We start from the raw sequence: 26,115 nt of genomic DNA on the forward strand, positions 1-26,115 counted from the left end.
AGTGAATTTGAGTTTATTTCAGTTAAGATTAGTGCTCATTGATTTATGTCTACTGCGATGAGTCTCTGTGAGGGCTCATGAAAAGGGTGTTGTGTCTAAGATACGTGTAAAGCAAGAAGAATCCCTGTCGATTAAGTTCAGCCATCAGATGGAAAAGGGCGATAATCGTCAGCTTGATCTCTATTTCTTTTTACCAAAGGAAATGGGCATAGGCTCGCACACGCTCAATGAAGAAGAGTACTACTACAGCGCGATTGTCGGCCGTCGTTCTTACTATTCAGAAGGCTTGCACTTACCTTTGGTACAGGGCCGCTTTGCCAGTTTAAATCGCCGCACCGTTGAAGAATTCAGATTGTACTTGAATCTGTTCGCCTATCAGTTTGCCGTTGCAGTCGAAAACGACGTTAAAGAACTCAATCAAATCACAGATGTAACCCATTTCTATTTTGCCCTCGACGAATTACGCGAACAAGTTGGCCAGTTGCTGAAAAAGTTTCGCCGTAACGAACCGGGCGATCCTAAATGGAAATCCTACTTCGAAAATGCCGATAACTACCTGTCTTGGTTCTGCGAGCAGCAGTTACTAAAAGTGCTCGCCCACGCCACACGAACCAGTGATTTCAACGATATCCAAGAACGGGTGCTAACACTGTGTCGCAATGAGTGCGCCTATCGGGATGAGCATAACTACAACTCGGCGCAAACTAAGCAAGACCCTAACCGCATCTCAAACAAGATGTTGTTGTTACGACGTTTAATCCAACAAGGTGTGGTACTCAAAGAAGAGTTAAAACCCTTAGGGATTGGCCTTAAAAAGTTCACGACGGGACTGGCGACGGCGTTAGTGATGTTGGTGGTGTCGGCGTTGATTATTCAAGCGCAGGGCGCCTTCAGCGGCTTTACCATTGCCTTAGTGCTGACCTTGGCGGTGATTTACGGCTTCAGGGAAATCTTTAAGGATGACGTGCGTAATGCCATGTGGCGTTTTATTCAGCGGGGCAGGCCACGTTGGAGCCGGATTTTGCGCGATACCACTAGTCAGGCAGTTATCGCGAAGCAGTTGGTATGGCTTGAGTTTATGCGCCAGCAAGATCTGCCCGATAAAGTCAGTGAAATTCTAAAGCACAGGCATAGCCAAAATAAGGTCGATGCTGAAATCCTGCACTATAAAATTGCCACTAAGGTGAATCAGAGCGAGTTCCAAGCGGGATACTCCACCATTCAAGAGCAAGTGAACTTTAGCTTAGTGCCCTTTGCCCGCTACTTAGAGCGGGGTAAGGCAAAGATTTATAAGGAAGTTGAAGGTAAAATCAGTCACGAATCGGTTGAGCGGCGTTATCAAGTCAACTTGATTTTAGTGCTACGCGATGGCCGCGAAGCCCCGCAGTATATTCGCTACAAAATCACCATGAACCGCTCGACGATTATTGAGATTACCCAGAGCCAATTGCCCGATTCGGTCAACATGCCCGAATCTACGATTGATGACGAGTAAAGGCCTGACCGATATTTTGATCGTTATTCTGTTTCGCCCGTTTTAGGGCGACTTCGGCATTATTCAGATACTGCTCAAGTGTCTGGCCTTCTTGATAACCCGCAATACCGATACTGATCCCTTCGCCTAAGCCATTGCCATTGAGCTTTTCCATCATATTGAGGGCAAAGTTGTGCGCATGGGTGGCATCTGTGTCAGGTAACATCACAATCAGTTTCCCGAGTTGCCAATGCAAAATCTGATAATTAGCAGGAATTTCAAGCAGTAATTGAACTTCGACTTCCTGCTGGCGGTTTGCCAGTTGGTCGATGTCACTCATGTGGCTCAGCAAACCTTCAGGGTTGATATCCATTAACAGTAGGCTTGAACTCAGGCGGCTTGGCGGCGGCAGCGAGTTAAAGTAACGCTCTAAATCAACTAAGCTCAGCAGAATCGTGCTGCGATGGGGCACAAGGCTGCGTTTCTCTGTGCCTCGGCCGCGTTCGGCGGCTTGTTCTAAGGTACAGACGATATAATCAATCTCACCATCGGCGGCCACATGGCCCTTTAAGGTGGCTTGTAAACAATTGGAGTGCGCCTGTTTAGGTGAGCACAGAATTTGCCCCTGCCACTGACCTTGCATGGCGATTTGAGCACTAATTCTTTGCCATTGATTACCTAAATCGTTGGCGAGCAGCGAGGCTAAATCTTGATTTAAATCGCCATTGAGTTGCATCAGCGCATCAAATACGGGGTTGATTTTAATCAATTTACCATTGGCATCTGTCAGCGCTGTTGCGACTGTGCTATCGCATAAAAGCTCACTGAGAAATGCTTGTTCTTTACTGCTGACTAATTCACTGATGTCTTCAAGGGTGATCAATAGATGCGGTGACCCTCGGCTCGCCCTTGGCGCTTGGCGGATATGCACCCGCAGCGTTGGGCCATTGATACTTTCTAGGCTGATTTCACCAGACCATTGACCGGTTTTATGCACTTGCTCCATCAGCTCGGCATAGGTTCTGTCATCGAGGCATAAGGTGCGTTGTAGGCTGCGATCTGTGAGTTCATCCAGTGGCACTAAGGTCGCTTCTGCTGCCTTGGTGTTGGCGCTGATCACTCTGGCGTTTTCGTTGACCATCATAAAGCCGATATCACTGTTAAATAAGCCATTGGCGACATCGATACTGTATTGGCGTGAACGCTGTTGTAAGCGATACATGTGGCTGAGTAGCACAACCCAAGCGGCGAGTACGGTTAAGATTAGCGATGCCACTATGACAATGTTTTGCCACTGGGAAAAACGTGCGGCTATGTCGGAGTTACGCACATAGGAGAGTAAAAAGTATTCTCTGCGGGTTTCTGGCTGGGCGGTAAGCTCGATCTTAAGGTAAACAAAGGTGGCTTCTTCACCGTGGAATTGACCAAAATTACTCATGGACATATCACGCCACAGAGCAGGATAACTTTGTCTTAAACTTGCCCCTAAGGTTTCTGGCATATTGCTTAACGGGGCGAGATCGCTCGCGCCAGCATAGAGTAATCCCTGCGTGTCGAGCACTAACATAGGCGACTTATTGCTCGAAAAAGCCGGCTTTATGGCTTCGAGCATTTGCACCATAGAGTTGTACGTCACTAGATAACCCATAGAACTTTGATCGGGCTTTTCGAGCCACGCCATTTGATACATATAGGGTTCTAGCATGCCTTCAATCGGAACAAACTCCAGTGGCGAAGTGTAAACCTCTTTACCGCCCATATTACGACTCGCGCCAAGCAAGGTCGGCGGTAAGGCATCTTTACTGAAATTCGAAGGGGTAGAGAACTTATAATTGCCTTGGGGATCGTACAGTGCAATGCCGAGCAGTTCAGGAATATGCTTCACCAGATCTAGCCAAGCTTCCTGTAATTTGAGTTGTTGCTTGGCGGTTGGATTGCTCAAGTACTGCTTTAGCAGCTCACCATTGGCAAAAATTTGGGTGCGAAATTGCTGGAAAGACACTTTATCTGTGATCAGTGTGCCTATGGTTTGCAGTTCACTGTATCTCTGCGTCGCCCATTCTTCCTGTAGACGTCGCTCACCTAAAGTAATGATTAAGTTGGTTAAAATGATCATGCCAATCACCAGCATAGAGAGCTGGCTTGCAACGGCTAATAAGCGTTGATGCGACCAATGGATCCCTTGAGTTAAAGAGAGCAGCGGCGCTAGGGGATACGTGCTTGGGTTATTCTTCAGCATGAACCGATTATGAGTGGGTGATCTGTTAATTTCGCTATGTTAACACGAAAGAATTGTTACGACAGTGCCAAGTTACTAAGCAAGATTTCCTTAGTAAAGTTAAGACAGGTTTACATCTCTACTCATTCGCTCAATGACGAGTTATTGCTGCTCAGTGCTTCAGTCGATTTTGGCAGTATTGGAATGGTGTTTAGCCTAGAGCGCCTAATACACGATGCTTAAATTCACAGCCGTAGGACTCCACTTGTTCACGGCAAATATCAATATCGACGCCCGCTAATCCTTCGATGGCGGAGACTTGTACCGTTTCAATATAGTGTGGCGCCAAGGCGATAAAGGCATGCACGGCGGCGTAGGAACCGGCGAGTTTTGGGCGGCAATGTTCAATATAGGCGGCTTCATTATCCGCATTGAGTGAAATCGATAAGCTATCAACGCAGTCGGCAAGCTCTGGCAGAATATTGCGTCTATGGACCAGATTGCCTAAACCATCGGTATTAATCCGTACTCGTCCGCCTCTGCGTTTGATCTCTTTTGCCACAGTGAGTAGCGTTGGAAGATTTAAAGTGGGCTCGCCATAACCGCAAAACACGTATTCTTCAAAGTCTTTAACATCGCCAAGCAGGGGGATAATTTCCTCGGGCTTAGGTTGGTGGCACAGGGCAAGTTGGTATTCGTGGATTTGTTTACTGCCATTATGTTTCGGGCAGAAAGCGCAGCGCAGAGTGCAGCGACCAGTGATATTGAGGTAACGACTGCGGCGAATATCATAGACTAGCGTTTCGGTTGCACAGGTTTCATTAGTGCAAACTTCATCTGTGATGTGACCGTTCGCTAGGGTTTCAGTGGTGACAACGTGCGGGTTATCAAGGTGTTGCTTATGCAGATGCTCAGACATAATGATAGGTTCATTCTAACGATAACTGACGACTTGAGCACAGTGTAGCGAAAGCCCGATGGCATAACTGTCAGCTAGATCGCAACTTGAAAGCTCAAACCCACTCACGGCATAGTGACTTTGATGCTGATGTGGAATTGAGTGAGCACTGGCAATAAAAAAGAGAGCCTAAGCTCTCTTTTTAAGGTCCAAGACATTGATTAACTGTCTATCGCTAACTGCCTATCGCTAACTGTCAGTCGTTAACGGCCTATAAATAGTCTTTCTTATAGTCAGTCGTGACAGCTTGCTCAAAATCCGGATGCTTAACGTCCTCATCATTGTTTTTTTTAGGCTGCCACCACCAGTTGAAGAAGCGGCTGCTAGAGCGGCTAACATCGTCGAGTATGATGTACAGCAGCGGCACTAAGATCAGCGTCACTACGGTCGAGAACAGGATACCGAAGGCGAGGGACGTCGCCATAGGGATCACAATTTGCGCCTGCAAACTGCGCTCGAGAATAATAGGCACTAAGCCGACAAAGGTCGTGAGTGACGTTAAGATGATCGCCCTAAAGCGATAACAGCCCGAATCCACTGCCGCCTGTCTAACCGATTGGCCTTGTTCCCGCGCACGGTTAACAAAGTCGACCAAAATCAAAGAGTCGTTTACCACCACACCCGCGAGTGCCACTATGCCGCAGAGACTTAACACGCTCATCGCGAGTCCCTGAATCAAGTGACCGAACAGTGCGCCGATAATCCCGAAGGGGATCACCGACATGATGATCAACGGCTGACTGTAGGATTTTAGCGGGATTGCCATCAGTGCATAAATGGTAAACAGCGCAAAGAAGAAACCTTGCATCAAACCGACCATAGCATTCTGTTCATCCAAACTGCCGCCATCTAACGCGGTTTGGATTTTAGGATACTTGGCCTGTAATTGTGGCAGGTAATCTTTTTGGATTTCCTGTACCACTTTTGAAGGTTCGACTATGTTTTTGTTGGCATTTGCCGTGATGGTGATCGCCCGCTTACCGTCAACACGGGTAATTGAGGCATAGGATTCGCCTTTCTCAATTTGTGCCACGGTCGAGAAGGGAACCGAGGTGCCCGTTGGCGTGCGGATCAGCATGTTTTCCAGATAACCCACAGTGCGGCGCTGCTCTAATGGATAGCGCACCATTACCTTGATTTCTTCTTTATTACGCAAAATACGTTGGGCTTCATAACCATAGAAACCGTAACGCACTTGGCGGGCTAAATCGGAAAGGGTCAGGCCAAGGGCTTCAGCCTCTGGACGTATCTTCAGGCGAATTTCATGGCTGCCCGAGGAGAAGTTGTCGGCAATATCGTACACGCCTTCGTAGCTGGCGAGTTTTTGCTTCAACTCTTTAGAGGCAGCGGATAGTTCATCGAGATCGCTTGAGGTCAACCTGAAGGAAATATCGCCACCGGCATCGTTAGTGCTCGCGTTAAAGCTGAGTTTTTTGACCGATAAAAGCTCGGGCAATTGTTCACGCCACGCGGCAGCAATCGTCACGCCATCGACTTCGCGGTCTTCGCCTTTCGTCAGTTCGGCAAAAATAAAGGCAGAGGTACGGGAGCTCATATTAATAAAGCTGTGCTTCACCACTTGATAGCCGTTATCTTTCTCCATTTTGTCGTTCATCTTGTACAGGGCTTCTTCTATGCTCTGCACCACTTTCAAAGTGTTCTCTTCCGAGCTGCCTTCGTCCATCTCAAGCTGAACTTGAATGAAGTCCGATGGAATATCTGGAAAGAATACCCAACGCACTTTGCCACTGGCAACTAAGGCAATGGAGAGGATCAACACACCGATAAAGGCCGCGACCACGTTGTATCTATGCTTGATACAGCGCTCGAGGAAGTTGCGATAACTGTGGTGAATAAAGTGCTGCACTCTGTCGTTAAAGTTGGCTTTGAGGCGACCAAAGAATCCCCTTGGCGCACCGGGCTTTTTAAATTTCATGTGCGCTAAATGCGCCGGCAGGATGAACTTAGATTCGACCAGCGAGAAGGCCAAACAGAGGATGACCACCATGCCGATGGATTTCCAGATAATCCCCATAGGGCCAGAAACCATCAACATGGGAATAAAGGCCGCAATCGTGGTTAATACCCCGAAGGTCGCGGGCATTGCCACTTTTTGCGCGCCGCGGATCACGTTTTCTACCGAGTGACCGTGGCGTTCGACTTCTGTGTAGGCGCTTTCGCCGATGACAATCGCATCGTCCACCACTATCCCGAGCACTAAGATAAAGGCGAACAGGGTCAACATGTTGATCGTCATCGAGAAAGGTTCGAGCGGCATGATCAGCATAGTGCCGAGGAAACACACCGGCAGACCCATCATGACCCAAAACGCCAACTTAAGATCGAGGAACATAGCTAGGATGATAAACACCAACAAGGCACCGTAAAACATGTTCGACATCATCATGTTTAAGCGGCCCTTGAGGTAGTGAGTCATATCACCCCAAGTATCGAGTTGCGCGTTGGCAGGAAGCGTCGCGCGGCGATCCTCGACGTATTGTTTTACTTGAGCGGCAATGTCTAAGGCATTTTGATCATCAACACTGGTGACTTCGATAATCGCGGCTGGTTTACCGTTAAAGCGGGTGTATTCCAACCTTTCTTCAAAGTCATCTTTGATAGTCGCCACTTGCGGCAACATCACCCGGCTACCGTCGGGGCGAGTGGTGACGACGATATTCGCAAAGTCATCACCCGTGTAGGCTTGGCCTTTGGTGCGGAGCAGGATGTCGCCATCTTGGGCGCGAATCGAACCGCCGGGTAAGTCAAAGGAAGAGTTTTGCACCGCTAACGCGACCTGTGTAAATGTTAGGCCGTATTCGCGTAGTTTATCTTCTGATACTTCGATGGCGATTTCATAATCGCGCACCCCAGTCACCTTGGCACGGGTCACGGCTGGCAGTTGGGTTAAATCGTCACGCACCGACTTAGCCAACTCCTTCATATCGTGCAGTGTCATATCGCCATAGACAGACACCCAAATGACGTTATTTTCAGGTTTAATCTGATAGATATTGGGTTTTTCGATGTTCACTGGGAAGGTCGAAATCGCATCTAATCTCAGTTTGGCTTCATCGAGCACGGTTTGCACTTCGTAACCGTCTTCAACTTCAACCGTAATCGAGCCTACCCCTTCGCTCGCCACTGACGTGACCTTCTTGATACCGTTGATATCTTGGATGGCTTCTTCAATCTTGATGTTGATGCCTTCTTCGATTTCCTGTGGCGCCGCGCCTGGATAGGCGACGGAAATATTCAGTAAATTGAGTTCAAAAGAAGGAAAAACCTCTTTATTGATCAAGACAGTGCTAAACAAGCCGCCGACGAGTAATGCCCACATTAACAGGTTCGCGGCCACACTGTTGCGGGCGAACCAGGCTAAGATCCCTTTTTGAGTGTCCATTATTTCACCCCAGTGGCCGCAAGACTCGACTCAGGCGTGTCTTCTTTTGGCGTCTCAGTCGGCAATGCCGCTTCACCTAAGACTTTAACCAGTTGACCGTTTGCCATGCTGTTGAAGTGAGTGGTGGCGACGCGCTCGCCCGTTTTTAGACTGTCCTTGATATACACATTGTCGAGATCGCTACGAACGATATTCACATGGCGCATTTCAACAATATTTTTGTCGTTAACTAAGGCAACGTGATCGTTACGAACCACATGGCGGGGTAGTTTTACTATGCCATCGACGGTGCGACCTTTGATGACTGCATTGACGAAGCTGCCATATTTAAGCGGTAAGCTGCCAGCAACTTTATTGGCGCGCAGGTAAGGGTCTTTGATTTCAGCGACTAAATACACCATGCGATTTTCAGCATCGATCACGCCTTCGCTGCGGATAATATTGCCTTCCCAAGTATTTTCTTTACCCGCCAAAGAGGCGCTCAGCGTCACTTGAGTATCGGGATTATCGACCGACTCTAGATAGGCTAGATCGTCATTGGAAATCGGTAAGCGGATTTCAGCAACACTAGTGTCGTAGAGTTCTCCTAGATTTGTACCTAAGCTAACATACTGACCTAAATCGACATTACGCGCTTTGATTATGCCATCGAACGGCGCGCGGATAACCGTGCGCTCAAGGTTACGTTGGGCACGCGCCAGTGCTGCCTGCGCATATTTAACGTTGGCTTGCTCTTTTTTAAGCTGTGGAATACGCAGACCTAACTCTGGGGGTAAGCCTTTGTCGTAGCCTTTGAATTCGATTTTTGCGACTTCACCGCGGGCAATTTCTTCGTTCAGTGCAGCGGTGGCTTGGGCCAGTGTCGCTTCGGCTTGCATTAAATCAGCCTCGTAATCTGAGGGCTCGATCTGCGCGAGTTGTTCGCCTTTCTTAACTATGCCGCCCGCAACAAAATTAGGGGAAATGGTCAGCATTCTGCCCTGAACTTCGGTTACCAGTTGGGTTTTATATTTTGGATTAACCACACCGTAGGAAGGTAAGTTTAGCGATACCGTTTGCTGAGTCACTTGCGTCACATCAACGATAGGAATCGGCATCTCTTCAGGTTTTTGTTCTGGCGCTTCCTTGGTTTGCATTAATATTTTTGCGCCTAAGCCAAATAGCAGCAAAATTAATAAAGGAGATGTTCTCCTCAGTAGAGTCTTCATCATATTATTGTTACATCCATGCTAATCGCGTAATGGGGTTAAAGTAGCAGAGTCGGCCGCGCCAATAAATTTATTTTTGTAAATTAAATGTGTCTAAAAGTGATGTTTTGACACATGTGCTCACTAGGTACCGATGCTTTGGCGAAAATTAGAGCAGGTAAATGATGAAAGGTTCACTTAGGTGATTGGAATATATTGAAATAAGAATGAATACGTTTGTGAGCTTGTAGATCTAAATGGGCCGTATTTCATGCTCTATATTTTAAGGTTAGCTTTTACTCGCCAGTTGATTTATTGCATTGAGTTAAATTTAGGTAATAAAAAAGCCGCATATAGCGGCTTTAGTTGGATTATTTCAAGCTGGCGTTACTTCTTCTTGCGGGCGATTTTACTCGCTTTCTTTGCCGCTTCTTTCTTGCTGGTTTTCTTCGCTGCTTCTTTCGCTTTCACTTTGGCTTTTTTCTTACCCGGTGTCCGCGCTTCTTTGTTCTTTGGACGCAGCTCTTCGATCACGCGGCGTTTCAACGGTTGCTCGATATAACGCTCAATTTTACCGACGATACGCATGTCGTGGGCTTCGGCCAACGAAATCGCAGTACCTTTTGCGCCAGCGCGGCCAGTACGACCGATACGGTGAATGTAGGTATCGGCAGAGCGTGGCATGTCGAAGTTGATCACATGGGTGATATCGTCGATATCGATACCGCGTGCAGCCACATCGGTTGCCAGCAAGACGTTCACTTCACCTTTGGTAAAGCGGCTCAAAGCTTGGAAACGTTTTTTCTGTTCCATATCGCCACGCATGAAGGCGCAGGCAATACCGACTTTAAGTAACTGGCCTTCTAAGCTAGAAACGATGTCGCGGGTTTTTACGAACACGATAGTCCGTTTCACATCTTCTTGGCGCAGCAGATGACATAACAGGGCAAATTTATGCTCTTTATCATCGGCTAAGTGGATCCATTGGTGGATCTTGGCTTTTTCGCTGCGAGGTGCTTCAACATCGATTTCAATCGGGTCGTTTAACACTTCACGGGCAAAACGTTGCACACCGCCGCCTTCTAAGGTGGCAGAGAACAACATGTTCTGTTTGCGGCCTTGGGCTTCGATAGCAATCGCTTGCACCACAGAAGAGAAGCCCATGTCTAGCATGCGGTCGGCTTCGTCGATAATTAAGATATCGACTTCTTGGGCGTTGAAATTGCCTTTGTCTAAATATTCCATCAGGCGGCCAGGGGTCGCGACCAGAATATCGACGTTGCCCGCTAAGGCTTCTTCTTGTGGTCCGTAAGGCACACCACCAGTCACGATCGCTATGTCTAAACCTTGGCCTGTGGCTAAGTGACACGCATAACGGTGGATTTGGCTGGCTAACTCACGGGTAGGCGTGAGGATCAGGATACGTGCTTGCCCAGCGAAACGGCGGGGGAAGTCGATTAAATGTTGCAGCGATGGCAGTAAAAAGCTCGCTGTTTTACCTGTTCCTGTCGGGGCGCGCGCGAGAATATCTCTTTGCTCTAGGGCATAAGGGATAGTTTCTTGCTGAATAGTGGTGGGTGAATGATGCCCCATGGCATTAAGCGACTCTAATAAGCTAGGGTCAAGCTGGAAATCTTCAAATTGCATGCGCAGCGTCTCGACGGATAATAGCGAAGCATTATAAAGGTTATAGCGGTTAACTTAAATAACTTAATCTGAGCGAGGATAAACTTATGTCGCTCTACAGCCTGTTTAGTTAAAAATATAGAGATCTCAGGTGTTTTTACACATATTTAGCGGTTGTGAGCGTTTATCGCAGCTCATTCGTGCCGCTGTTTTGCAGTTATACCGTACTTCGCTATTATAAAGGGGCAGACATTTTTTTAAACTTCTATAAGATACTGCGAATATTATGAAGATAGGCTGTTGTTAAGGTTTATTTCGATGGATTGAGTGATGTTTTTTAGGACCTTTGGCATAAACATTCATCCACTTGCTGGCGTTATTTAAAGTGGGATCCTGAGCGCTAGCCCTGCTTGGGGACATAAGTAAACAGGTTTTGATTAGATTTTATGTTTCTGATGCATGGGCTGAAAACGATATGACATTCGATGGGTTATCACATTTTTTTATTTCGTCCCAAGACAGTCTGTTACTGAACGTCTACTACAATCCCTCGCTGGTTACTCTGTCTATTTTTATTGCGATTTTTTCAGCATTTATGACCTTTCAGGTCGCGACGCAAGCGGTCACTAGCCAGTCCCATTTCCGTAAACAGATCATGTTGCTCACTGGGAGCGTTGTGCTGGGGGGCGGGGTTTGGTCGATGCATTTTATCGGCATGCTGGCTTTTGATTTATGTTCGCCCGTTAGTTACAACTTTGCGCTGACAGCCCTTTCCTTGTTACCCAGTATTGCCGCTTCATGGGTGGCATTAAATCTGTTAGCTAAACCTAGCTTTCGTTTCACTCAGGTGTTGATCAGTGGAACCCTCGTTGGCGCTGGTATTGGCACTATGCATTACGTTGGTATGGCCGCGATGGAAATGGCGCCGCTACTGCGTTACGACCCGTTAATATTTGCGCTTTCTATCGTTGTGGCTGTGTTGCTTGCTATTATTGCGTTGTGGGTGAGAACCGGCGTTAATAAATTAATCCCGCTGAACATCAATGTGATAACGAGTAACTTTTTGGCCAGTATCGTAATGGGACTGGCGATTTCAGGTATGCATTATACGGGGATGGCGGCTGCGCGTTTTGTTAAGCCTGAAGGGCTGGAGTTAACTCAGCAAACCTCAGAAATCTCTTTCTATCTCGCCATTGGCGTGTCCGTCATTACTGTCATCATTATCAGCCTAGTGTTAATTGTGAACCTGATCTTCAAATATAAAGATCTCACCCTGCTAGCAAAATCCAATGAAGACAGAATGCGCGCCATGATGAATACGGCGATTGATGGGATTATTACCATTGATGGCAAAGGCATTATTGTCAGTGTGAACAAGGCTGTGGCGGTGATCTTAGGTTGGCAAGCTGATGAACTGATTGGCGTTAACGTTAAGAAAATTGTGCCAGATGCCATTCGTTCCGAGCACGATGGCTATTTAGCCAAATATGTTGAAACACGCAAAGCACAAATTATTGGCATTGGCAGAGAGGTAGAAGCGCAGCATAAAGATGGCTCCCAAGTGCCGGTTAGATTGAGCATTGGCCATATGATGCAGGGCAAAGAGCATTATTTTGTCGGTTTTATCACTGATCTCAGTAAGCGCAATAAAATGGAACTTGAGCTGAAAAATAATGAAGCCAAGTTTAGATCTTTGATCAGCAATATTCCCGGCATTGCTTATCGTTGTAAAAATACTCAAGGCTGGCCAATGGTTTATATCAGTGATGCGGTATTTAACATCACAGGTTATCTGGCTGCCGATTTTGAACTGCCGCATCCCCAACGGTTTTTCTCTGATCTTTATCATCCAGATGATCTTGAGGCTATTTATAACAGTGCACAGCCGCCGACATTTTCAATGGAATATCGCATCATTCGTCGAGATGGTGAAGTGCGTTGGTTATTCGAACATGGCAACTACATAAACGATGAGTCCAATGGCGAGCTTTGGATTGATGGGTTTGTGATGGACATTACCGAACGAAAAATCATGGAGCAGGACTTAGTCATGGCAAAAAATAATGCGGAGCAAGCCGCTGCTGCCCGTTCGGCATTTTTAGCCAACATGAGCCATGAAATTCGCACGCCAATGAATGCCATCATAGGCTTCAGTGATATTTTATTGGAATCCCAACTAGCGATGGAGCAGCAAAAACAGCTAACGACCATTAATCGCTCCGCCAAATCCCTATTACATTTACTCAATGATGTGTTGGATAGCGCCAAGTTAGACAAGGGGAAGCTTGAGCTGGAAAGTCGCGTCTTTTCATTAACCGATGAAATCGACACTGTTATTTCGACGCTGTGGTTACAAGCTAAAAACCAGAATCTGTTTTTAGCCGTGGATATCGCGCCGTCGATGGCAAGTAACTATATCGGCTCACCAGAAAGGATCAGACAAGTGCTGATTAACTTAGTGGGCAATGCGGTTAAATTCACATCCGAAGGTACAGTCACTGTCCGTGTTTATCCTGAACACGACCAACAAGTGACCTTTGAAATTACGGATACTGGGATTGGTATGTCCCCTGATCAACTTCAGCATGTGTTCGATGCCTTCTCGCAGGCCGATGCGTCCATGAGCCGCAAATACGGCGGAACAGGTTTAGGCACGACCATTAGTAAACAGTTGGTTGAGTTGATGGGCGGGCACATTGAAGTCCAAAGTGTGTTAGGTGAGGGCAGTACATTCCGTTTTACTATTCCCTTAAAAGCCAGCAGCGAAACCTTATCTAAACAACAATCTGACATCACGGCTTTACCTCCGTTGACCATATTAGTGGTTGACGATATCCAGCAGAATATTGATTTACTGACAGTATTGTTTACCCGCTTGGGACATAAAGTGATCACGGCTCGGGATGGTCAGCAAGCCTTGGTTCGAATGCGAAAAGGCCCGATTGATGTCACCCTAATGGATCTGCAAATGCCTATTATGGACGGATTAACCGCCGCTAGAATACGTCGTCAACAGGAAGCCGAAGAGCAACTGGCGCACATGCCGATTATTGCCTTAACGGCCAGTGTGTTAGAACAAGACCAAAATGCCGCCGTACAAGCGGGGATGGATGGCTTTGCGAATAAACCTATCGATTTTGCGTACTTGAGTCGTGAAATTGCCAGAGTACTTAAACTCGAGTCGCTGACGACGGTGGTGGAATTGCCCCAGTCAAATCGTTATCTCGTGATTGATGAGCTACGCGGCATGAAGCTGTGGGGAAGCCTGTCAATATACATCAAAGAGTTGACCAAGTTTATTGCCCAGTGGCCTGAAAAAAACCAGCAATTACAAGATGCAATCAATCAACATGATCTCCAGCAGATAAAGCAGTTAAGCCACGGCTTAAAGGGCATCAGTGGCAACTTAGGCTTGTCAAAATGGATGCAGCTGTTTAGCCAATTGGAAAGTGCTGAACCTGAGTCGATGCCGCAGATATTTGATGACGTTTGTGCCTCATTAGGCGAGATAGAGGCCTATATTGCGGGCGCCACATTACCCGAACATTCTGCCTCGAATACCCCATCGAAAAAGGCTGATTACGCACAGCATTTCTTGCCCCATATCGATGCGCTTATTGCGGCTATCTCACATCACTCCTTTGATGAGGCTGACCTTATCGCGCTACAAAAACTCAGTGATGAAGCGAATAAAATCGCGATAACCAGTATTGTTGACGCCTTAGATGACTTTGATTTTGATATCGCCCACAAAGCACTAACGGCACTAAAAATATCCATCTCCACGCATGAGGAGTCGTAATGCAGACTGCAACTGAATCGAAACAAACCTTATTGTTAGTGGATGATGAACCGGTCAATTTACGGGTGTTGAAGCAAATATTGCATCAAGACTATCAGTTAATCTTTGCCAAAAATGGTGAGGAGGCGTTGCGCTTAGCACAAATCGAAAAACCATCGCTGATATTGCTCGATATTATGATGCCGAATATGACGGGTTTTGAGGTATGCCAAACACTGAAGACTATGACTGAAACCCAGTCTATTCCGGTGATTTTTGTGACGGCACTCAATGACGAACACGACGAGGCTGCAGGCTTTGCTGCGGGAGGTGTGGACTATATCGCCAAACCTATTTCAGCTGCGATCGTTAAAGCTAGGGTTAAAACGCATTTGTCGTTGGTTCAAGCTGATGAATTAAAACGAACGCGTCTGCAAGTTATTCAGCGCTTAGGCAGGGCGGCGGAATACAAAGATAATGAAACCGGCACCCATGTGCTTAGAATGAGCCATTATTCGAGAATATTGGCGCTGGCCTACGGCTTAACGGAATCGCAGGCGGATGATTTGTTGCATGCCGCGCCCATGCACGATATCGGCAAAATAGGTATCGCTGACAGTATAATGCTCAAGCCTGGAAAGTTAACCGATGAGGAGTTTGAGATCATGAAAACTCATCCTCAAATTGGTGCTGAAATTATTGGCGAGGCGGATTCTGAGTTATTGCGATTAGCTAAATCAGTGGCACTCACGCACCATGAGAAATGGAATGGCACGGGTTATCCCCATGGGCTGCAAGGCGAGCAAATCCCCTTAGAGGGCAGAATTGTGGCCTTAGCCGATGTATTTGATGCGTTAACCAGTAAGCGACCATACAAAGAGGCGTGGTCAGTCGACAAAACCATGGACTACATTCACGGGCAAAGCGGCGTGCATTTTGACCCTGTGTTGGTCAGATTATTTGCCGAAAACTTACCGAAAATAATTGAAATCAAAGAGAAGTGGACCGACCGCTAAAGCCTTGTGGCACAGGGCTTTAGCGTGATGTTATCTTAAACATAATGCTATTTAAAACTGGATGTTCTTTAAAACTTGAGTTGAATTGCGATTTAACTTAACTACCCGCTATAGCTTGAGATAAAAATCTCGAGCGAGTTCGATCATCTGCTCTGTGTACTTGCCTTCACTATTTCGAATCGTCAGCTCCCCGTGTTCAGTGGGAGTTTGCCGATCTTTGCTGACCACAATTAAGACCCGATTAGCCTCCTTCGTACTCACACTTTTGGCGGGTACTTGTTTGGCGATGGCCAGTGTCGATGACTCTGCAACACATGCAGCAAAGCGCGGCAGGCTTTGCATCGGCAAAATCAACGTGGCTTGGCCTTGGGGCGCGAGGCATAAATCTATGGCATCGAGTAGCGCGGTAAAACTTAAGCTATCTGTGTGACGGGCCATAGCGCGCTGAGATTGTATCGCTTGTGTGCCTTGCTCAAAATAGGGCGGATTACAAATGATGTGATCAAAATACTCTTGATACTCAATATGTTGGCAAAAGTCTTGGATGCTGCTGTTGACTAAGGTGAGTCGATTCGCCCACGGACTATTGTGGAAGTTATGCTGGCAAGCCTCGGCTGCACTGGTGTCTAACTCGACACTGGTAATGTGTGCTTGGCTGCGCTGCGCTGCCATTAAACTGAGTAAGCCGCTGCCAGCACCAATATCTAAAACTGTTTTTGCTGCGGTCAGTTGAGCCCACGCGCCTAGGACGACACTGTCTGTGCCTACGGCCATGCCGCAATTCATATCATCGATATGAAATTGTTTAAAAGTGAATGCCATGGAGAGTTAATTTTTGCCGTTCTAAGGTGGTTAGGCCCAATATTGGGCGGGCAGTATTCTAATTCTAGCCCTTGTTTTTAGCCAATGCTTTTAAACAGAAGATGTTGCGCTAGATGTATGAATTTGTGTCGGCATAAGATTTTATTTTTTACGGCGCAATACAGATTTTACTTAATTAACGCTTTATTTTATTGCCTTAGAAACCTTTTCTTAGCAGTTAATTAGCATTATTTCGCTTTTTTTATCCTAACGGTCTTGTTGTCTTGTATTGGTGCTTTAAGTCTGGTATTAGTTTCGCCCCCATTTTTAATCACTTTTATGATTAACGGATAGGTAAACGAGTTTAGTGGTGAATTAGTAGTCAGCACGGCTGCGCAAAAGTTCGTCATAGATTATAAACTCGACAGATATCGAACATATTTACCACGGAATTGTGTAAACAAAGATTTGCACTCCGGATGGGCTTTGTTTTAGCTATGGCTAATCGACACATAATCACTTAAGTTTGTAAAAAAACAATAAGACAAGATGGGGCTTCCAGTGCAAGACAATCAGATGAGTATCGCAGATACATTGGGCTTAGGTTTTATGACCTTCGCATTCTTTTTAGGGGCAGGTAACCTAATTTTTCCACCGTTCGCGGGAATGTTAGCGGGCGGTAATATGCCCCTCGCCATGTTGGGTTTTTTGATTACCGCCGTAGGTTTACCTTTAGTTGGACTGATTGCTGTCGCTAAGGCTCAAGGTAAGGTTATGGCTATGCTGCCAGTATTTGCAGCAACGACATTGGCTATCGCGATTTATATCATTATCGGCCCTGCGTTTGCTGCGCCGCGTACTGGTTTAGTGGCTTACGAGATTGGCGCTAAGCCCTTTATCGATGACACCACGGCCACATTTTTACTGGGCAGTTTAGAACTGAACCTGTCGCAACTGCTATACACCATGTGTTTCTTCACTGTCACTATGTTATTGGCGCTTTTCCCTGGCAAGCTGCTCGATAGCGTAGGTAAAGTATTAACGCCTATTTTATTGATCTTGTTAGTTGGATTGGCTGCATCTGTGATGTTTTTACCCGCATCCGAAGTGGGCCAAGCCGTAGGCGATTATCAAAACCATCCGCTGACCAAAGGTATTTTGGAAGGCTACAACACTATGGATACGTTAGCGTCCTTGATGTTTGGTATGCTGATTATCGATATCCTGCGCAAAAAGGGGATTGATCAACCCAGTGCTCAAACTAAATATCTGATCCGCGCCGCCTTTATTGCTGCCGCTGGTTTAGCCTTTGTGTATGTGTCGCTGTTCTTTTTAGGTGCGACCGCAGGCGATATCGCTATCGGTGCTAAAAATGGCGGCGAGATTTTAACGAACTATGTGACCCGTGAATTTGGTGATTTAGGCTCTGTCTTACTGTCATCGGTTGTGACTTTAGCTTGTTTAACCACAGCGGTAGGCCTTGTAAGTGCATGTTCTGAGTTCTTCAATGAGCTGATGCCTAAACTGTCTTACCGTTTCCTAGTGATCTTCTTAAGCGTGATTTGTGCTGTGATTGCTAACGTGGGCCTTACGCAGCTTATCGCCATCAGTATTCCTGTGTTGATGACAATTTATCCTGTGGCAATCGCCTTAGTGGTCATCACTTTCTTGACCGCTTATTTTGCTAATCCGCAGTTTGCACACCGTGCAGTATTGAGCGTGGCACTGTTTTTCGGCATCTTCGATGGCCTTAAAGTGGCGGCGAGCAGTTTGACTGGTGCAGATGGTCAAGCGGTGAATGGCTTAGCGCAGGGCTTTATCCATGTCGTGGATGTGATGTCGCCCGTGTTATCTAAGCTGCCACTCTATGAAGAAGGCATGGCTTGGTTACTGCCAACGATTGCAACCATAGTACTGTGTTTAGTGTTCGGTCGTGGCAGTGATCAAACGGCTGCTGCTTAAGCCTTGTACTCGCGTTTTTACGCGGGACTCAGTTAAGCTGATGTAGGCTTAAATGTAGTTAAGTTAATATCAACGGCGTATCATTTGATGACGCCGTTTTTTTATGGAGTTTTTGTGTCTAAGACATACCAGCCCGATCCGCTCATTGATGTTTTTCTTGATGATCTTTGGTCGAGCAAGGGACTGAGTGACAACACCTTATCGGCCTATCGCACCGATTTACGCCATTTTGATCGTTATCAAGCTCAGCAAGGGGTAACGCTGCTCGCGGTTTCTCAGGCGGATGTCAGAGCGTATTTAGCCTTTAGAGTTGAGCAGGATTTTGCGCGCACCAGTAGCGCTCGGCTGCTCAGCAGTTTACGGCGTTTCTATACCTATTTAGTGCAGACCAAGCAGATTTTAGCCGATCCTATGGCCCTAGTTGAGTCGCCTAAATTAACCCGCCATTTACCCGATTCATTGAGTGAATCACAGGTCGATCGCTTGTTGTCTGAGCCCAATGTGGAAGATGCCGTCGAATGTCGCGACAAAGCCATGCTAGAGCTGTTGTATGCGACAGGTTTGAGGGTGAGTGAGCTCGTTGGCCTAACGATGGAGCAGATGAGCCTGCGCCAAGGCTTAGTACGCATTGTGGGTAAGGGCGGCAAAGAGCGTCTCGTGCCACTGGGTGAATTAGCGATTACCGAGGTCGAGAGCTACATGAAGTTTGCGCGCCAAGAGTTGCTTGGCAATAAACAATCCGATGTGGTGTTTCCGTCAAAACGCGGGCAGATGATGACGCGGCAAACCTTTTGGCATCGGATTAAGCTGTATGCCCTGCGTGCTGGGATTGAAACCGCATTATCACCGCACACATTGCGCCATGCTTTTGCTACCCATTTGCTCAATCACGGTGCCGATCTGCGGGTGGTGCAATTGCTGTTAGGCCATAGCGACCTGTCGACCACGCAGATTTATACCCATGTGGCGCGGGCAAGGTTGCAGGAATTGCATCAAGAGCATCATCCAAGAGGCTGAAAAAGGATTTAGTTACAGCATAAATTTGCTTTCCGCGCGGCTTGTCTGTAACTTTTTGCCACCATACGGGGTCTATTAAGTATATCGCGTTTGAACGACCCCAAAATCTCCTCGTCGAGACCCAATTTATAGGATGTCCCATGAAGTTAACCCGAGCATTATCTTTAATTTTTGCCCTTGTTGTCGCTCCTCTTGCTCACGCCGCAACAGCGACCTCGCCAGATACCGCTGCTATTAAGCAAAAACTGACTGAGATGTTGGATGTTGAAGTCATTTCTATGCAGGATTCGCCGATTGAGGGTTTATATCAAGCCATGACCAACCGCGGCGTGCTCTATATTAGTCGTGATGGTTCAAAACTGTTCCACGGCAGTTTGTATGACCTAGATAAAGGCATGAAAAACTTAACGGAAGCGGCATTAGCTGGCCCACGTTTAGAAATGATGAAGCCGCTTGAAGACCATATGTTGGTTTACAAAGCCAAAAATGAAAAACACGTGGTCACTGTATTTACCGACGTCAGCTGTGGTTATTGCCGTAAATTGCACAGCCAAATGGCCGATTATAACAAGCTTGGCATTACCGTGCGTTACTTAGCCTTCCCACGTGCGGGCGTGCCTTCAGCCAACGCCGACGAAATGCAAGCTATCTGGTGTGCTAAAGATCCATTAAAAGCCATGACAGACGCTAAAGCGGGCAGCAAAGTTGCCGCAGCAACATGCGATGCTAAAATTGCCGAGCAATATGCTTTAGGCACCACCTTTGGTGTGAATGGTACGCCTGCAATCGTGTTAGAAGATGGCAATATGATCCCAGGTTATCAACCCCCTGCGGACTTATTACGCACCTTAGAAGCGCGTCAGTAACAGTCAAAATAGTAAAATTTATCCCACGAAAGGTGAGCTTAAGGCTCACCTTTTTGTTATCTTATCGCCACGATTTCATGAGAGTTTGAGTCCCTTGATCCATAAGATTGTCCGTCGCCCAACCGTTGATGATAGCCATTTACCTGCTCATCTTTCGCCGCTATTGAAGCAGCTTTACGCTCGCCGCGGTGCGCTCACCCACGAATGCGAACTTGTCCTTAAGGGTCTATTAAGACCTGAAACCATGAAAGGCTTACCCGAAGCTGCGGCGCTAATTGCCGATGCCATGCTGGCGAATAAGTCGATTCTGATCGTCGGTGATTTTGATGCCGATGGTGCGACCTCAACTAGCGTCTGTATGTTGGCGCTACGGATGATGGGCGCAGTTAAAGTGGACTATTTGATCCCCAATCGCTTCGATTACGGTTACGGCTTAAGCCCTGAAATTGTTGCGGTTGCGGCGTCTAAACAGGCTGAAATGCTGATCACTGTCGATAACGGTATTTCATCGATTGATGGCGTTGCTGCGGCCAAAGCCTTTGGTATGCAAGTGGTGATTACTGACCATCATTTACCCGGACACGAGTTGCCCGCTGCCGATGCGATAGTGAATCCGAACCAACCCGATTGCCCATTCGCGAGTAAATCGATTGCCGGTGTTGGTGTCGCCTTTTATTTGATGACAGCATTAAGGGCTGAACTGCGAACGCGAAACTGGTATCAAACGCGCGGTATTGCTGAGCCTAATCTCGGCACGCTGCTCGATATCGTTGCCCTTGGCACCGTTGCCGATGTGGTATCGCTGGATGCCAATAACCGCATTTTAGTCGAAGCGGGTTTACAGCGCGTGCGAGCGGGCCGCTGCCGTGTGGGGATTACCGCACTGCTTGAAGTGGCGAAGCGAAATCCGGCGCGTATTGTTGCATCTGATTTTGGTTTTGCCGTGGGCCCAAGGCTTAATGCCGCAGGCCGGCTCGATGAAATGGCGCTTGGGGTCGAAACCTTACTCTGTGAAGACATGATGTACGCGCGGCGTATGGCGGCCGAGCTCGATGGGTTAAACCAAGAGCGTCGTGAGCTGGAAGTCGGCATGCAGCAGGAAGCCTTAAAAAGCCTTGAGCACTTAAAGCTCAACGAAGACGAGTTACCTTGGGGTATCGCGCTATTTCAAGAAGATTGGCACCAAGGCGTCATTGGTATTTTGGCCTCGCGCATTAAAGACAAATACCACAGACCCGTGATCGCCTTTGCCGATGCCGGCAATGGTCAAATTAAAGGCTCGGCGCGTTCAATCAAAGGCTTGCATATGCGCGACTTGCTGGAGCTGGTCAACACGCGCCACCCAGGATTGATTATCAAGTTTGGTGGTCATGCGATGGCGGCGGGCTTGTCACTCAAAGCGGGCAGTTTTGCGACATTTGCCAAAGCCTATGATGATGCGGTGCGTGAACTGCTTAAACCTGAATTATTAACCGGCGAACTTTGGTCAGATGGTGAACTCACTCCCACGGAACTGAATCTTGAGATGGCCCAGTTACTGCGCAATGCGGGACCTTGGGGGCAAGCCTTTGAAGAGCCATTGTTTGATGGCTATTTTACGATAGTGCAGCAACGCCTCGTCGGCGAGCGCCATCTTAAGCTTGTACTCGAAACCCAGTGCGGCACTGTGATGCTCGATGCGATTGCTTTTAATGTGGATTTGCACACTTGGCCCGATGCAACGATTAACCATGCCCGTATCGTCTATAAGCTCGATGTGAATGAGTATCGCGGCAATTTCTCGTTGCAATTGATGGTTGAGCAAATCGAAGCCATGTAAACCTGTATCGACAAGGAGTTCAGTTGCAACCGTTACTTTCGCGGGGGCTTTGTATTCGCTAGCTAAATTGGTGTTATTGGCGATGGCTTTTATGCTATTTATGAGTGCGAAAAAAGCCTAAGTTAAATTAATAAGTCGTGCTTATAACAATATTGGGACGAAAAATGGAATACAGAGTCAGCACAGAGCAATCGGAAATGGATTTTGAGGTTATTCATGGTTTTATTAGTAACAGTTATTGGGCGCAGGGCATGCCAAAGGCATTGCTGCGCAAAGCGTTAACCAATAGCCTGTGTTTTGCTGTACTTGATGATGAAGCTAAACAAGTAGCCTTTGGCCGCTTAATCACAGATAAAGCCACCTTTGCTTACCTTGCCGATGTGTTTGTACTCGAGTCGCACCGTGGTTTAGGCTTAAGTAAGTTGATGATGGCAGCAATTATGGAACATCCTGAACTGCAAGGACTTAGGCGGATAATGCTCGCCACCCGCGACGCCCATGGACTCTACGCCCAGTTTGGTTTCAACGCGGTCGATACGCCTGAAACCTTAATGCAAATTCGGTTAGAGAATCCCTACCTTTAGGCTAGATTTTATTGAAGTAAACTCTAAAAATATCAAGATAAGGACATCTGTTATGACAGGAAAAACTCAGCCAACGACAGTAGCCGATAGCGTAAAAGTGAAAGGCCCCGCATCTTATTTCCCTTCTATCGAGAAAACCTATGGTCAGCCGATCGCCCACTGGCTAACGCTTTTGCAAGGTCTTGAAGGTAAAAAACATATGGAAATGGTGGCTTGGCTTAAGCGTGAGCACCAACTCGGTCATGGGCATGCCAATGCGCTGGTGGCGTATTTTATTAACGAAAAAAGTCGATAGCGGTACTTAGCATGACACAATTATAATATGCCTATCTTGCCAGTTTTTCTGTTTCCTCCGCTTTTTTGAATTGGTTACTTGAGGGGCAAGTGCCTTGGGTACGGCTACTTTGCTTAATCTTGTTGCTTTCAACCATGGGATTTGCCTGTTTGTACCATAGTCTAAAGCGTTCGATAAACTCACCAGGCTCGAAATAAATCCTATTAAAAACAAGAAGCCAGCGTGCGCTGGCTTCTTAGCTTATGCGGTTAATTTTTAACGATTAGGCCGCTTTCGTATCTGTGGTTTTCGTCTCGGCGATTTCTTCATCGCTGTGACGAATCAAGTAATCAAATGCACCCAGTGATGCGGTCGCGCCGCTGCCCATGGCAATGATAATTTGCTTGAACGGTGAGTTAGTGACATCACCTGCGGCAAAAATACCTGGGACTGAGGTTTGGCCGCGCTCATCGACTACGATCTCGCCCCTTGGGGTTAAATCGATAGTGCCCTTCAACCATTCCGCATTCGGCACTAGCCCAATTTGCACAAAGATGCCTGCCAGTGCGACATGGTGGCTCTCGCCTGTTGCTCTGTCTGTGTAGTTCAGGCCATTAACCCGAGTACCATCGCCAGTCACTTCAGTGGTCATGGCCTGGGTAATGATTTTAATGTTACCCATAGACGCCGCTTTACGTTGCAGTACATCGTCGGCGCGCAGGGTTTTATCAAATTCCAGCACAGTGACATGTTCTACTATGTTGGCAAGATCGATAGCCGCTTCGATACCTGAGTTACCGCCGCCAATCACCGCCACACGTTTGCCTTTAAATAACGGGCCATCGCAATGCGGGCAGTAAGCGACACCTTTACCACGGTATTCTTTCTCGCCGGGGACGTTCATTTCACGCCAGCGGGCACCTGTGGCTAACAATACGGTACGGCTACGTAATTTAGCGCCGCTTGCCAGTTCAAGCTCGAACAAGCCATCTGTTGATAATGACACTGCCTTTTGGTTGTCCATGATGTCGACTTCGTAGTCTCGTACATGGGCCTCAAGGTTTGCCACTAGCTTGGGACCTTCGGTCGCTTTGACTGAAATAAAGTTCTCGATACCAACGGTTTCAGCAACCTGTCCGCCAAATTTGTCGGCAACAATACCTGTGCGAAGGCCTTTACGTGCTGCGTAAATAGCGGCCGCTGCGCCCGCTGGGCCGCCGCCTACCACTAAGACTTCGAATGGGGCTTTTTCATTAATTTCATCGGCCTTGCGGCTTGCGGCATTGGTGTCCAATTTATTGAGGATCTCGCCAATGCTGATACGACCGGCTGCAAACACTTCGCCATTTAAGTAGACAGAAGGCACGGCCATAATGTTACGGCTCGCCACTTCGTCTTGGAACAGGGCGCCGTCGATCATCACGTTGGTGATATTCGGGTTAATCGCCGCCATCATATTCAGTGCCTGTACTACGTCTGGGCAGTTTTGGCAGGTCAGTGAGACATAGGTTTCAAAGGCATATTTGCCCGGCAGATTGCGGATCTGCTCGATAATGTCATCGCTGAGTTTGATTGGGTGTCCACCCGTATGCAGTAAGGCCAACACAAGTGAGGTAAATTCGTGACCCATAGGCAGGCCCGCAAAGCTGATTTGCGTATTAAGTTGTGGGTTTATCACTGTCATCGCCGGGGTGCGTTCGCCCTGAGTTTCTTTCAGGCTCACCAGAGAAGATAGGCTGACAATGTCTTGCGCTAAGCTTTTTAATTCTTGAGACTTTTTGCTCTCATCTGCAGACACGACAAGTTCAACTGGTCTCTTGAGGTTTTGCAGATAGGTTTGCAGTTGATTTTTTAAATTCGCATCTAACATGTGATGACTCCAAAATCGCGTAAAAGGGAGATATAAGGGGGCCAGTCTAGGCCCTTGCAGGGGCGGGCTTAATCCTTTGCTGCGTGGCGCTACAACTGTGTTGGCTGTAACGCCAATCAGCTTGGGACGCTAGACTGGCAGGGTTGACGCTTTAGGCTAAATTAGATTTTGCCAACTAGGTCTAAAGACGGTGCTAATGTGTCGTCACCTGGTTGCCATTTAGCTGGACAAACTTCGCCATCGTGAGTAGCAACATATTGAGCTGCTTGAATTTTACGAACTAGCTCTTGAGCGCTACGGCCGATGCCTAAATCGTGAACTTCGCTGACCTTGATTTGGCCTTCTGGGTTAATCACGAAAGTACCACGCAGTGCTAAACCGTCTTCTTCAATCATCACGCCGAAGTTACGGCTGATTGTGCCTGTTGGGTCAGCCAGCATTGGGAAGTTGATCTTCTTGATGGTGTCTGACGTGTCATGCCACGCTTTGTGAGTGAAGTGGGTGTCAGTTGATACTGAGTAAACTTCAACGCCCATGCCTTGCAGTTTTTCGTAGTGATCAGCCATGTCGCCTAATTCAGTTGGGCAAACAAAGGTAAAATCTGCTGGGTAGAAGAACACAACTGACCATTTACCTAACAGGTCTTGTTCCGTTACTGGAACGAACTCACCATTGTGATAGGCAGTGGCTTTGAATGGTTTGATTGTGCTGTTGATAATTGATTGAGTCATTTTATGCTTCCATTGAGTTGATGATTGCTTAAGTTCATAACGAGGACATTTGCTTGCGTCCTGTCGATGTGAAGCATATTACCGACTCGCATAAAATTAAGATAACGGATAAAAACTATTATCCTAATCGGTTTAATCGAATGTTGATACAATTAGGCCGGACTTAATCGGTTTTTCCACGGTTGCTGCGGACTTGGTGTGATTGGGATTGGATCTGGATTGTAGGCGATGACTTTTCGGTGAATGGATTGAGCTAAATTTCGGGCATAAAAAAGGGATATCAGTGATATCCCTTAAATATAAATTCAATTAAAACAAGGCCGCGTTGCGAATGCCAAGGTGTTCGGCAAGTGAGCTGTGATTACTTAACCTGAACTCGGGATAACGAGTGTCGAAAAATCTAAATTTAACAAAACTAAATCAATGCTATAAATGATTAGTTTGAAAAGAAAATCTATTTCCTGACTGAATGCGCAGATTTTTGCGCATATCAAGGCGCTCTGTCGTACGCCATAGCGAGCTATGGTT

The 26,115-nt window shown here is 47.1% G+C and carries 17 protein-coding genes; 9 read left to right on the forward strand and 8 right to left on the reverse strand.

Going from position 1 to position 26,115, the window contains the following annotated elements; genetic code table 11:
- Positions 1–91: 91 nt before the first annotated feature.
- Positions 92–1,495: a hypothetical protein gene (locus BM607_RS10070; protein ID WP_012090100.1), complete on the forward strand. Its 1,404-nt coding sequence runs from the start codon at positions 92–94 to the stop codon at positions 1,493–1,495.
- Here the strand turns inward: BM607_RS10070 and BM607_RS10075 are convergent.
- The 5 genes from BM607_RS10075 to srmB form a co-directional block, all read right to left on the reverse strand.
- Positions 1,476–3,713, reverse strand: coding sequence for a PAS domain-containing protein (locus BM607_RS10075; RefSeq protein WP_006080344.1), 2,238 nt, complete (start codon positions 3,711–3,713; stop codon positions 1,476–1,478). The genes BM607_RS10070 and BM607_RS10075 overlap by 20 nt on opposite strands.
- A 190-nt stretch (positions 3,714–3,903) precedes the next feature.
- Positions 3,904–4,611, reverse strand: coding sequence for a TatD family nuclease-associated radical SAM protein (locus BM607_RS10080; RefSeq protein WP_071938513.1), 708 nt, complete (start codon positions 4,609–4,611; stop codon positions 3,904–3,906).
- A gap of 250 nt (positions 4,612–4,861) precedes the next feature.
- Complete coding sequence (locus BM607_RS10085) at positions 4,862–8,053, reverse strand: efflux RND transporter permease subunit (protein ID WP_071938512.1); 3,192 nt, start codon at positions 8,051–8,053, stop codon at positions 4,862–4,864.
- Positions 8,053–9,264 (reverse strand): efflux RND transporter periplasmic adaptor subunit, encoded by a 1,212-nt coding sequence (locus BM607_RS10090; RefSeq protein WP_071938511.1) that lies wholly within the window; start codon positions 9,262–9,264, stop codon positions 8,053–8,055. Before BM607_RS10090 ends, BM607_RS10085 begins: the two co-directional genes overlap by 1 nt.
- Before the next feature lie 363 nt (positions 9,265–9,627).
- Positions 9,628–10,887 carry an ATP-dependent RNA helicase SrmB gene (gene srmB, locus BM607_RS10095; protein ID WP_006080348.1) on the reverse strand — a complete coding sequence of 420 codons (1,260 nt, stop codon included), beginning with the start codon at positions 10,885–10,887 and terminating at the stop codon, positions 9,628–9,630.
- A 454-nt stretch (positions 10,888–11,341) separates the two neighbouring features.
- On the opposite strand from srmB, the gene BM607_RS10100 reads away from it, so the two are divergent.
- Together BM607_RS10100 and BM607_RS10105 are read left to right on the forward strand one after the other, a co-directional pair.
- Positions 11,342–14,668, forward strand: coding sequence for an MHYT domain-containing protein (locus tag BM607_RS10100; protein WP_071938510.1), 3,327 nt, complete (start codon positions 11,342–11,344; stop codon positions 14,666–14,668).
- Positions 14,668–15,663, forward strand: a complete 996-nt coding sequence (locus BM607_RS10105; RefSeq protein ID WP_071938509.1) for a two-component system response regulator — start codon at positions 14,668–14,670, stop codon at positions 15,661–15,663. Before BM607_RS10100 ends, BM607_RS10105 begins: the two co-directional genes overlap by 1 nt.
- A gap of 108 nt (positions 15,664–15,771) precedes the next feature.
- Here BM607_RS10105 and BM607_RS10110 read toward each other — a convergent pair whose 3' ends face one another.
- Complete coding sequence (locus BM607_RS10110) at positions 15,772–16,485, reverse strand: methyltransferase (protein ID WP_071938508.1); 714 nt, start codon at positions 16,483–16,485, stop codon at positions 15,772–15,774.
- 528 nt (positions 16,486–17,013) lie between these two features.
- Here BM607_RS10110 and brnQ point away from each other — a divergent pair.
- From brnQ to BM607_RS10140, 6 genes are all read left to right on the forward strand, one after another.
- Positions 17,014–18,426, forward strand: a complete 1,413-nt coding sequence (brnQ, locus tag BM607_RS10115) for a branched-chain amino acid transport system II carrier protein (protein ID WP_071938507.1) — start codon at positions 17,014–17,016, stop codon at positions 18,424–18,426.
- A gap of 114 nt (positions 18,427–18,540) precedes the next feature.
- Complete coding sequence (gene xerD, locus BM607_RS10120) at positions 18,541–19,443, forward strand: site-specific tyrosine recombinase XerD (protein ID WP_071938506.1); 903 nt, start codon at positions 18,541–18,543, stop codon at positions 19,441–19,443.
- Positions 19,444–19,583: 140 nt separating this feature from the next.
- Positions 19,584–20,309, forward strand: coding sequence for a bifunctional protein-disulfide isomerase/oxidoreductase DsbC (gene dsbC / locus BM607_RS10125; RefSeq protein ID WP_006080352.1), 726 nt, complete (start codon positions 19,584–19,586; stop codon positions 20,307–20,309).
- A gap of 94 nt (positions 20,310–20,403) precedes the next feature.
- Complete coding sequence (gene recJ, locus BM607_RS10130) at positions 20,404–22,128, forward strand: single-stranded-DNA-specific exonuclease RecJ (protein ID WP_071938505.1); 1,725 nt, start codon at positions 20,404–20,406, stop codon at positions 22,126–22,128.
- A gap of 164 nt (positions 22,129–22,292) precedes the next feature.
- Positions 22,293–22,712, forward strand: a complete 420-nt coding sequence (locus tag BM607_RS10135) for a GNAT family N-acetyltransferase (RefSeq protein WP_071938504.1) — start codon at positions 22,293–22,295, stop codon at positions 22,710–22,712.
- Between the two features lie 52 nt (positions 22,713–22,764).
- Positions 22,765–23,007, forward strand: a complete 243-nt coding sequence (locus tag BM607_RS10140) for a DUF4287 domain-containing protein (RefSeq protein WP_071938503.1) — start codon at positions 22,765–22,767, stop codon at positions 23,005–23,007.
- 262 nt (positions 23,008–23,269) lie between these two features.
- Here BM607_RS10140 and ahpF read toward each other — a convergent pair whose 3' ends face one another.
- Together ahpF and ahpC are read right to left on the reverse strand one after the other, a co-directional pair.
- Positions 23,270–24,856, reverse strand: coding sequence for an alkyl hydroperoxide reductase subunit F (gene ahpF, locus BM607_RS10150; RefSeq protein ID WP_071938502.1), 1,587 nt, complete (start codon positions 24,854–24,856; stop codon positions 23,270–23,272).
- Positions 24,857–25,017: 161 nt separating this feature from the next.
- Positions 25,018–25,587: an alkyl hydroperoxide reductase subunit C gene (ahpC, locus tag BM607_RS10155; protein WP_063884140.1), complete on the reverse strand. Its 570-nt coding sequence runs from the start codon at positions 25,585–25,587 to the stop codon at positions 25,018–25,020.
- Positions 25,588–26,115 lie beyond the last annotated feature (528 nt).

This window comes from Shewanella sp. SACH, assembly GCF_001887095.2.
GTDB lineage: Bacteria > Pseudomonadota > Gammaproteobacteria > Enterobacterales > Shewanellaceae > Shewanella > Shewanella baltica.

Coding starts and splice junctions, on each gene's coding strand:
- srmB (WP_006080348.1), bottom strand. CDS start 10,887: ATGCAATTTGAAGATTTCCAGCTTGACCCTAGCTTATTAGAGTCGCTT.
- ahpF (WP_071938502.1), bottom strand. CDS start 24,856: ATGTTAGATGCGAATTTAAAAAATCAACTGCAAACCTATCTGCAAAAC.
- brnQ (WP_071938507.1), top strand. CDS start 17,014: ATGGGGCTTCCAGTGCAAGACAATCAGATGAGTATCGCAGATACATTG.
- dsbC (WP_006080352.1), top strand. CDS start 19,584: ATGAAGTTAACCCGAGCATTATCTTTAATTTTTGCCCTTGTTGTCGCT.
- ahpC (WP_063884140.1), bottom strand. CDS start 25,587: ATGACTCAATCAATTATCAACAGCACAATCAAACCATTCAAAGCCACT.
- BM607_RS10140 (WP_071938503.1), top strand. CDS start 22,765: ATGACAGGAAAAACTCAGCCAACGACAGTAGCCGATAGCGTAAAAGTG.
- BM607_RS10090 (WP_071938511.1), bottom strand. CDS start 9,264: ATGATGAAGACTCTACTGAGGAGAACATCTCCTTTATTAATTTTGCTG.
- BM607_RS10105 (WP_071938509.1), top strand. CDS start 14,668: ATGCAGACTGCAACTGAATCGAAACAAACCTTATTGTTAGTGGATGAT.
- BM607_RS10075 (WP_006080344.1), bottom strand. CDS start 3,713: ATGCTGAAGAATAACCCAAGCACGTATCCCCTAGCGCCGCTGCTCTCT.
- BM607_RS10110 (WP_071938508.1), bottom strand. CDS start 16,485: ATGGCATTCACTTTTAAACAATTTCATATCGATGATATGAATTGCGGC.
- BM607_RS10135 (WP_071938504.1), top strand. CDS start 22,293: ATGGAATACAGAGTCAGCACAGAGCAATCGGAAATGGATTTTGAGGTT.
- BM607_RS10085 (WP_071938512.1), bottom strand. CDS start 8,053: ATGGACACTCAAAAAGGGATCTTAGCCTGGTTCGCCCGCAACAGTGTG.
- BM607_RS10080 (WP_071938513.1), bottom strand. CDS start 4,611: ATGTCTGAGCATCTGCATAAGCAACACCTTGATAACCCGCACGTTGTC.
- BM607_RS10100 (WP_071938510.1), top strand. CDS start 11,342: ATGACATTCGATGGGTTATCACATTTTTTTATTTCGTCCCAAGACAGT.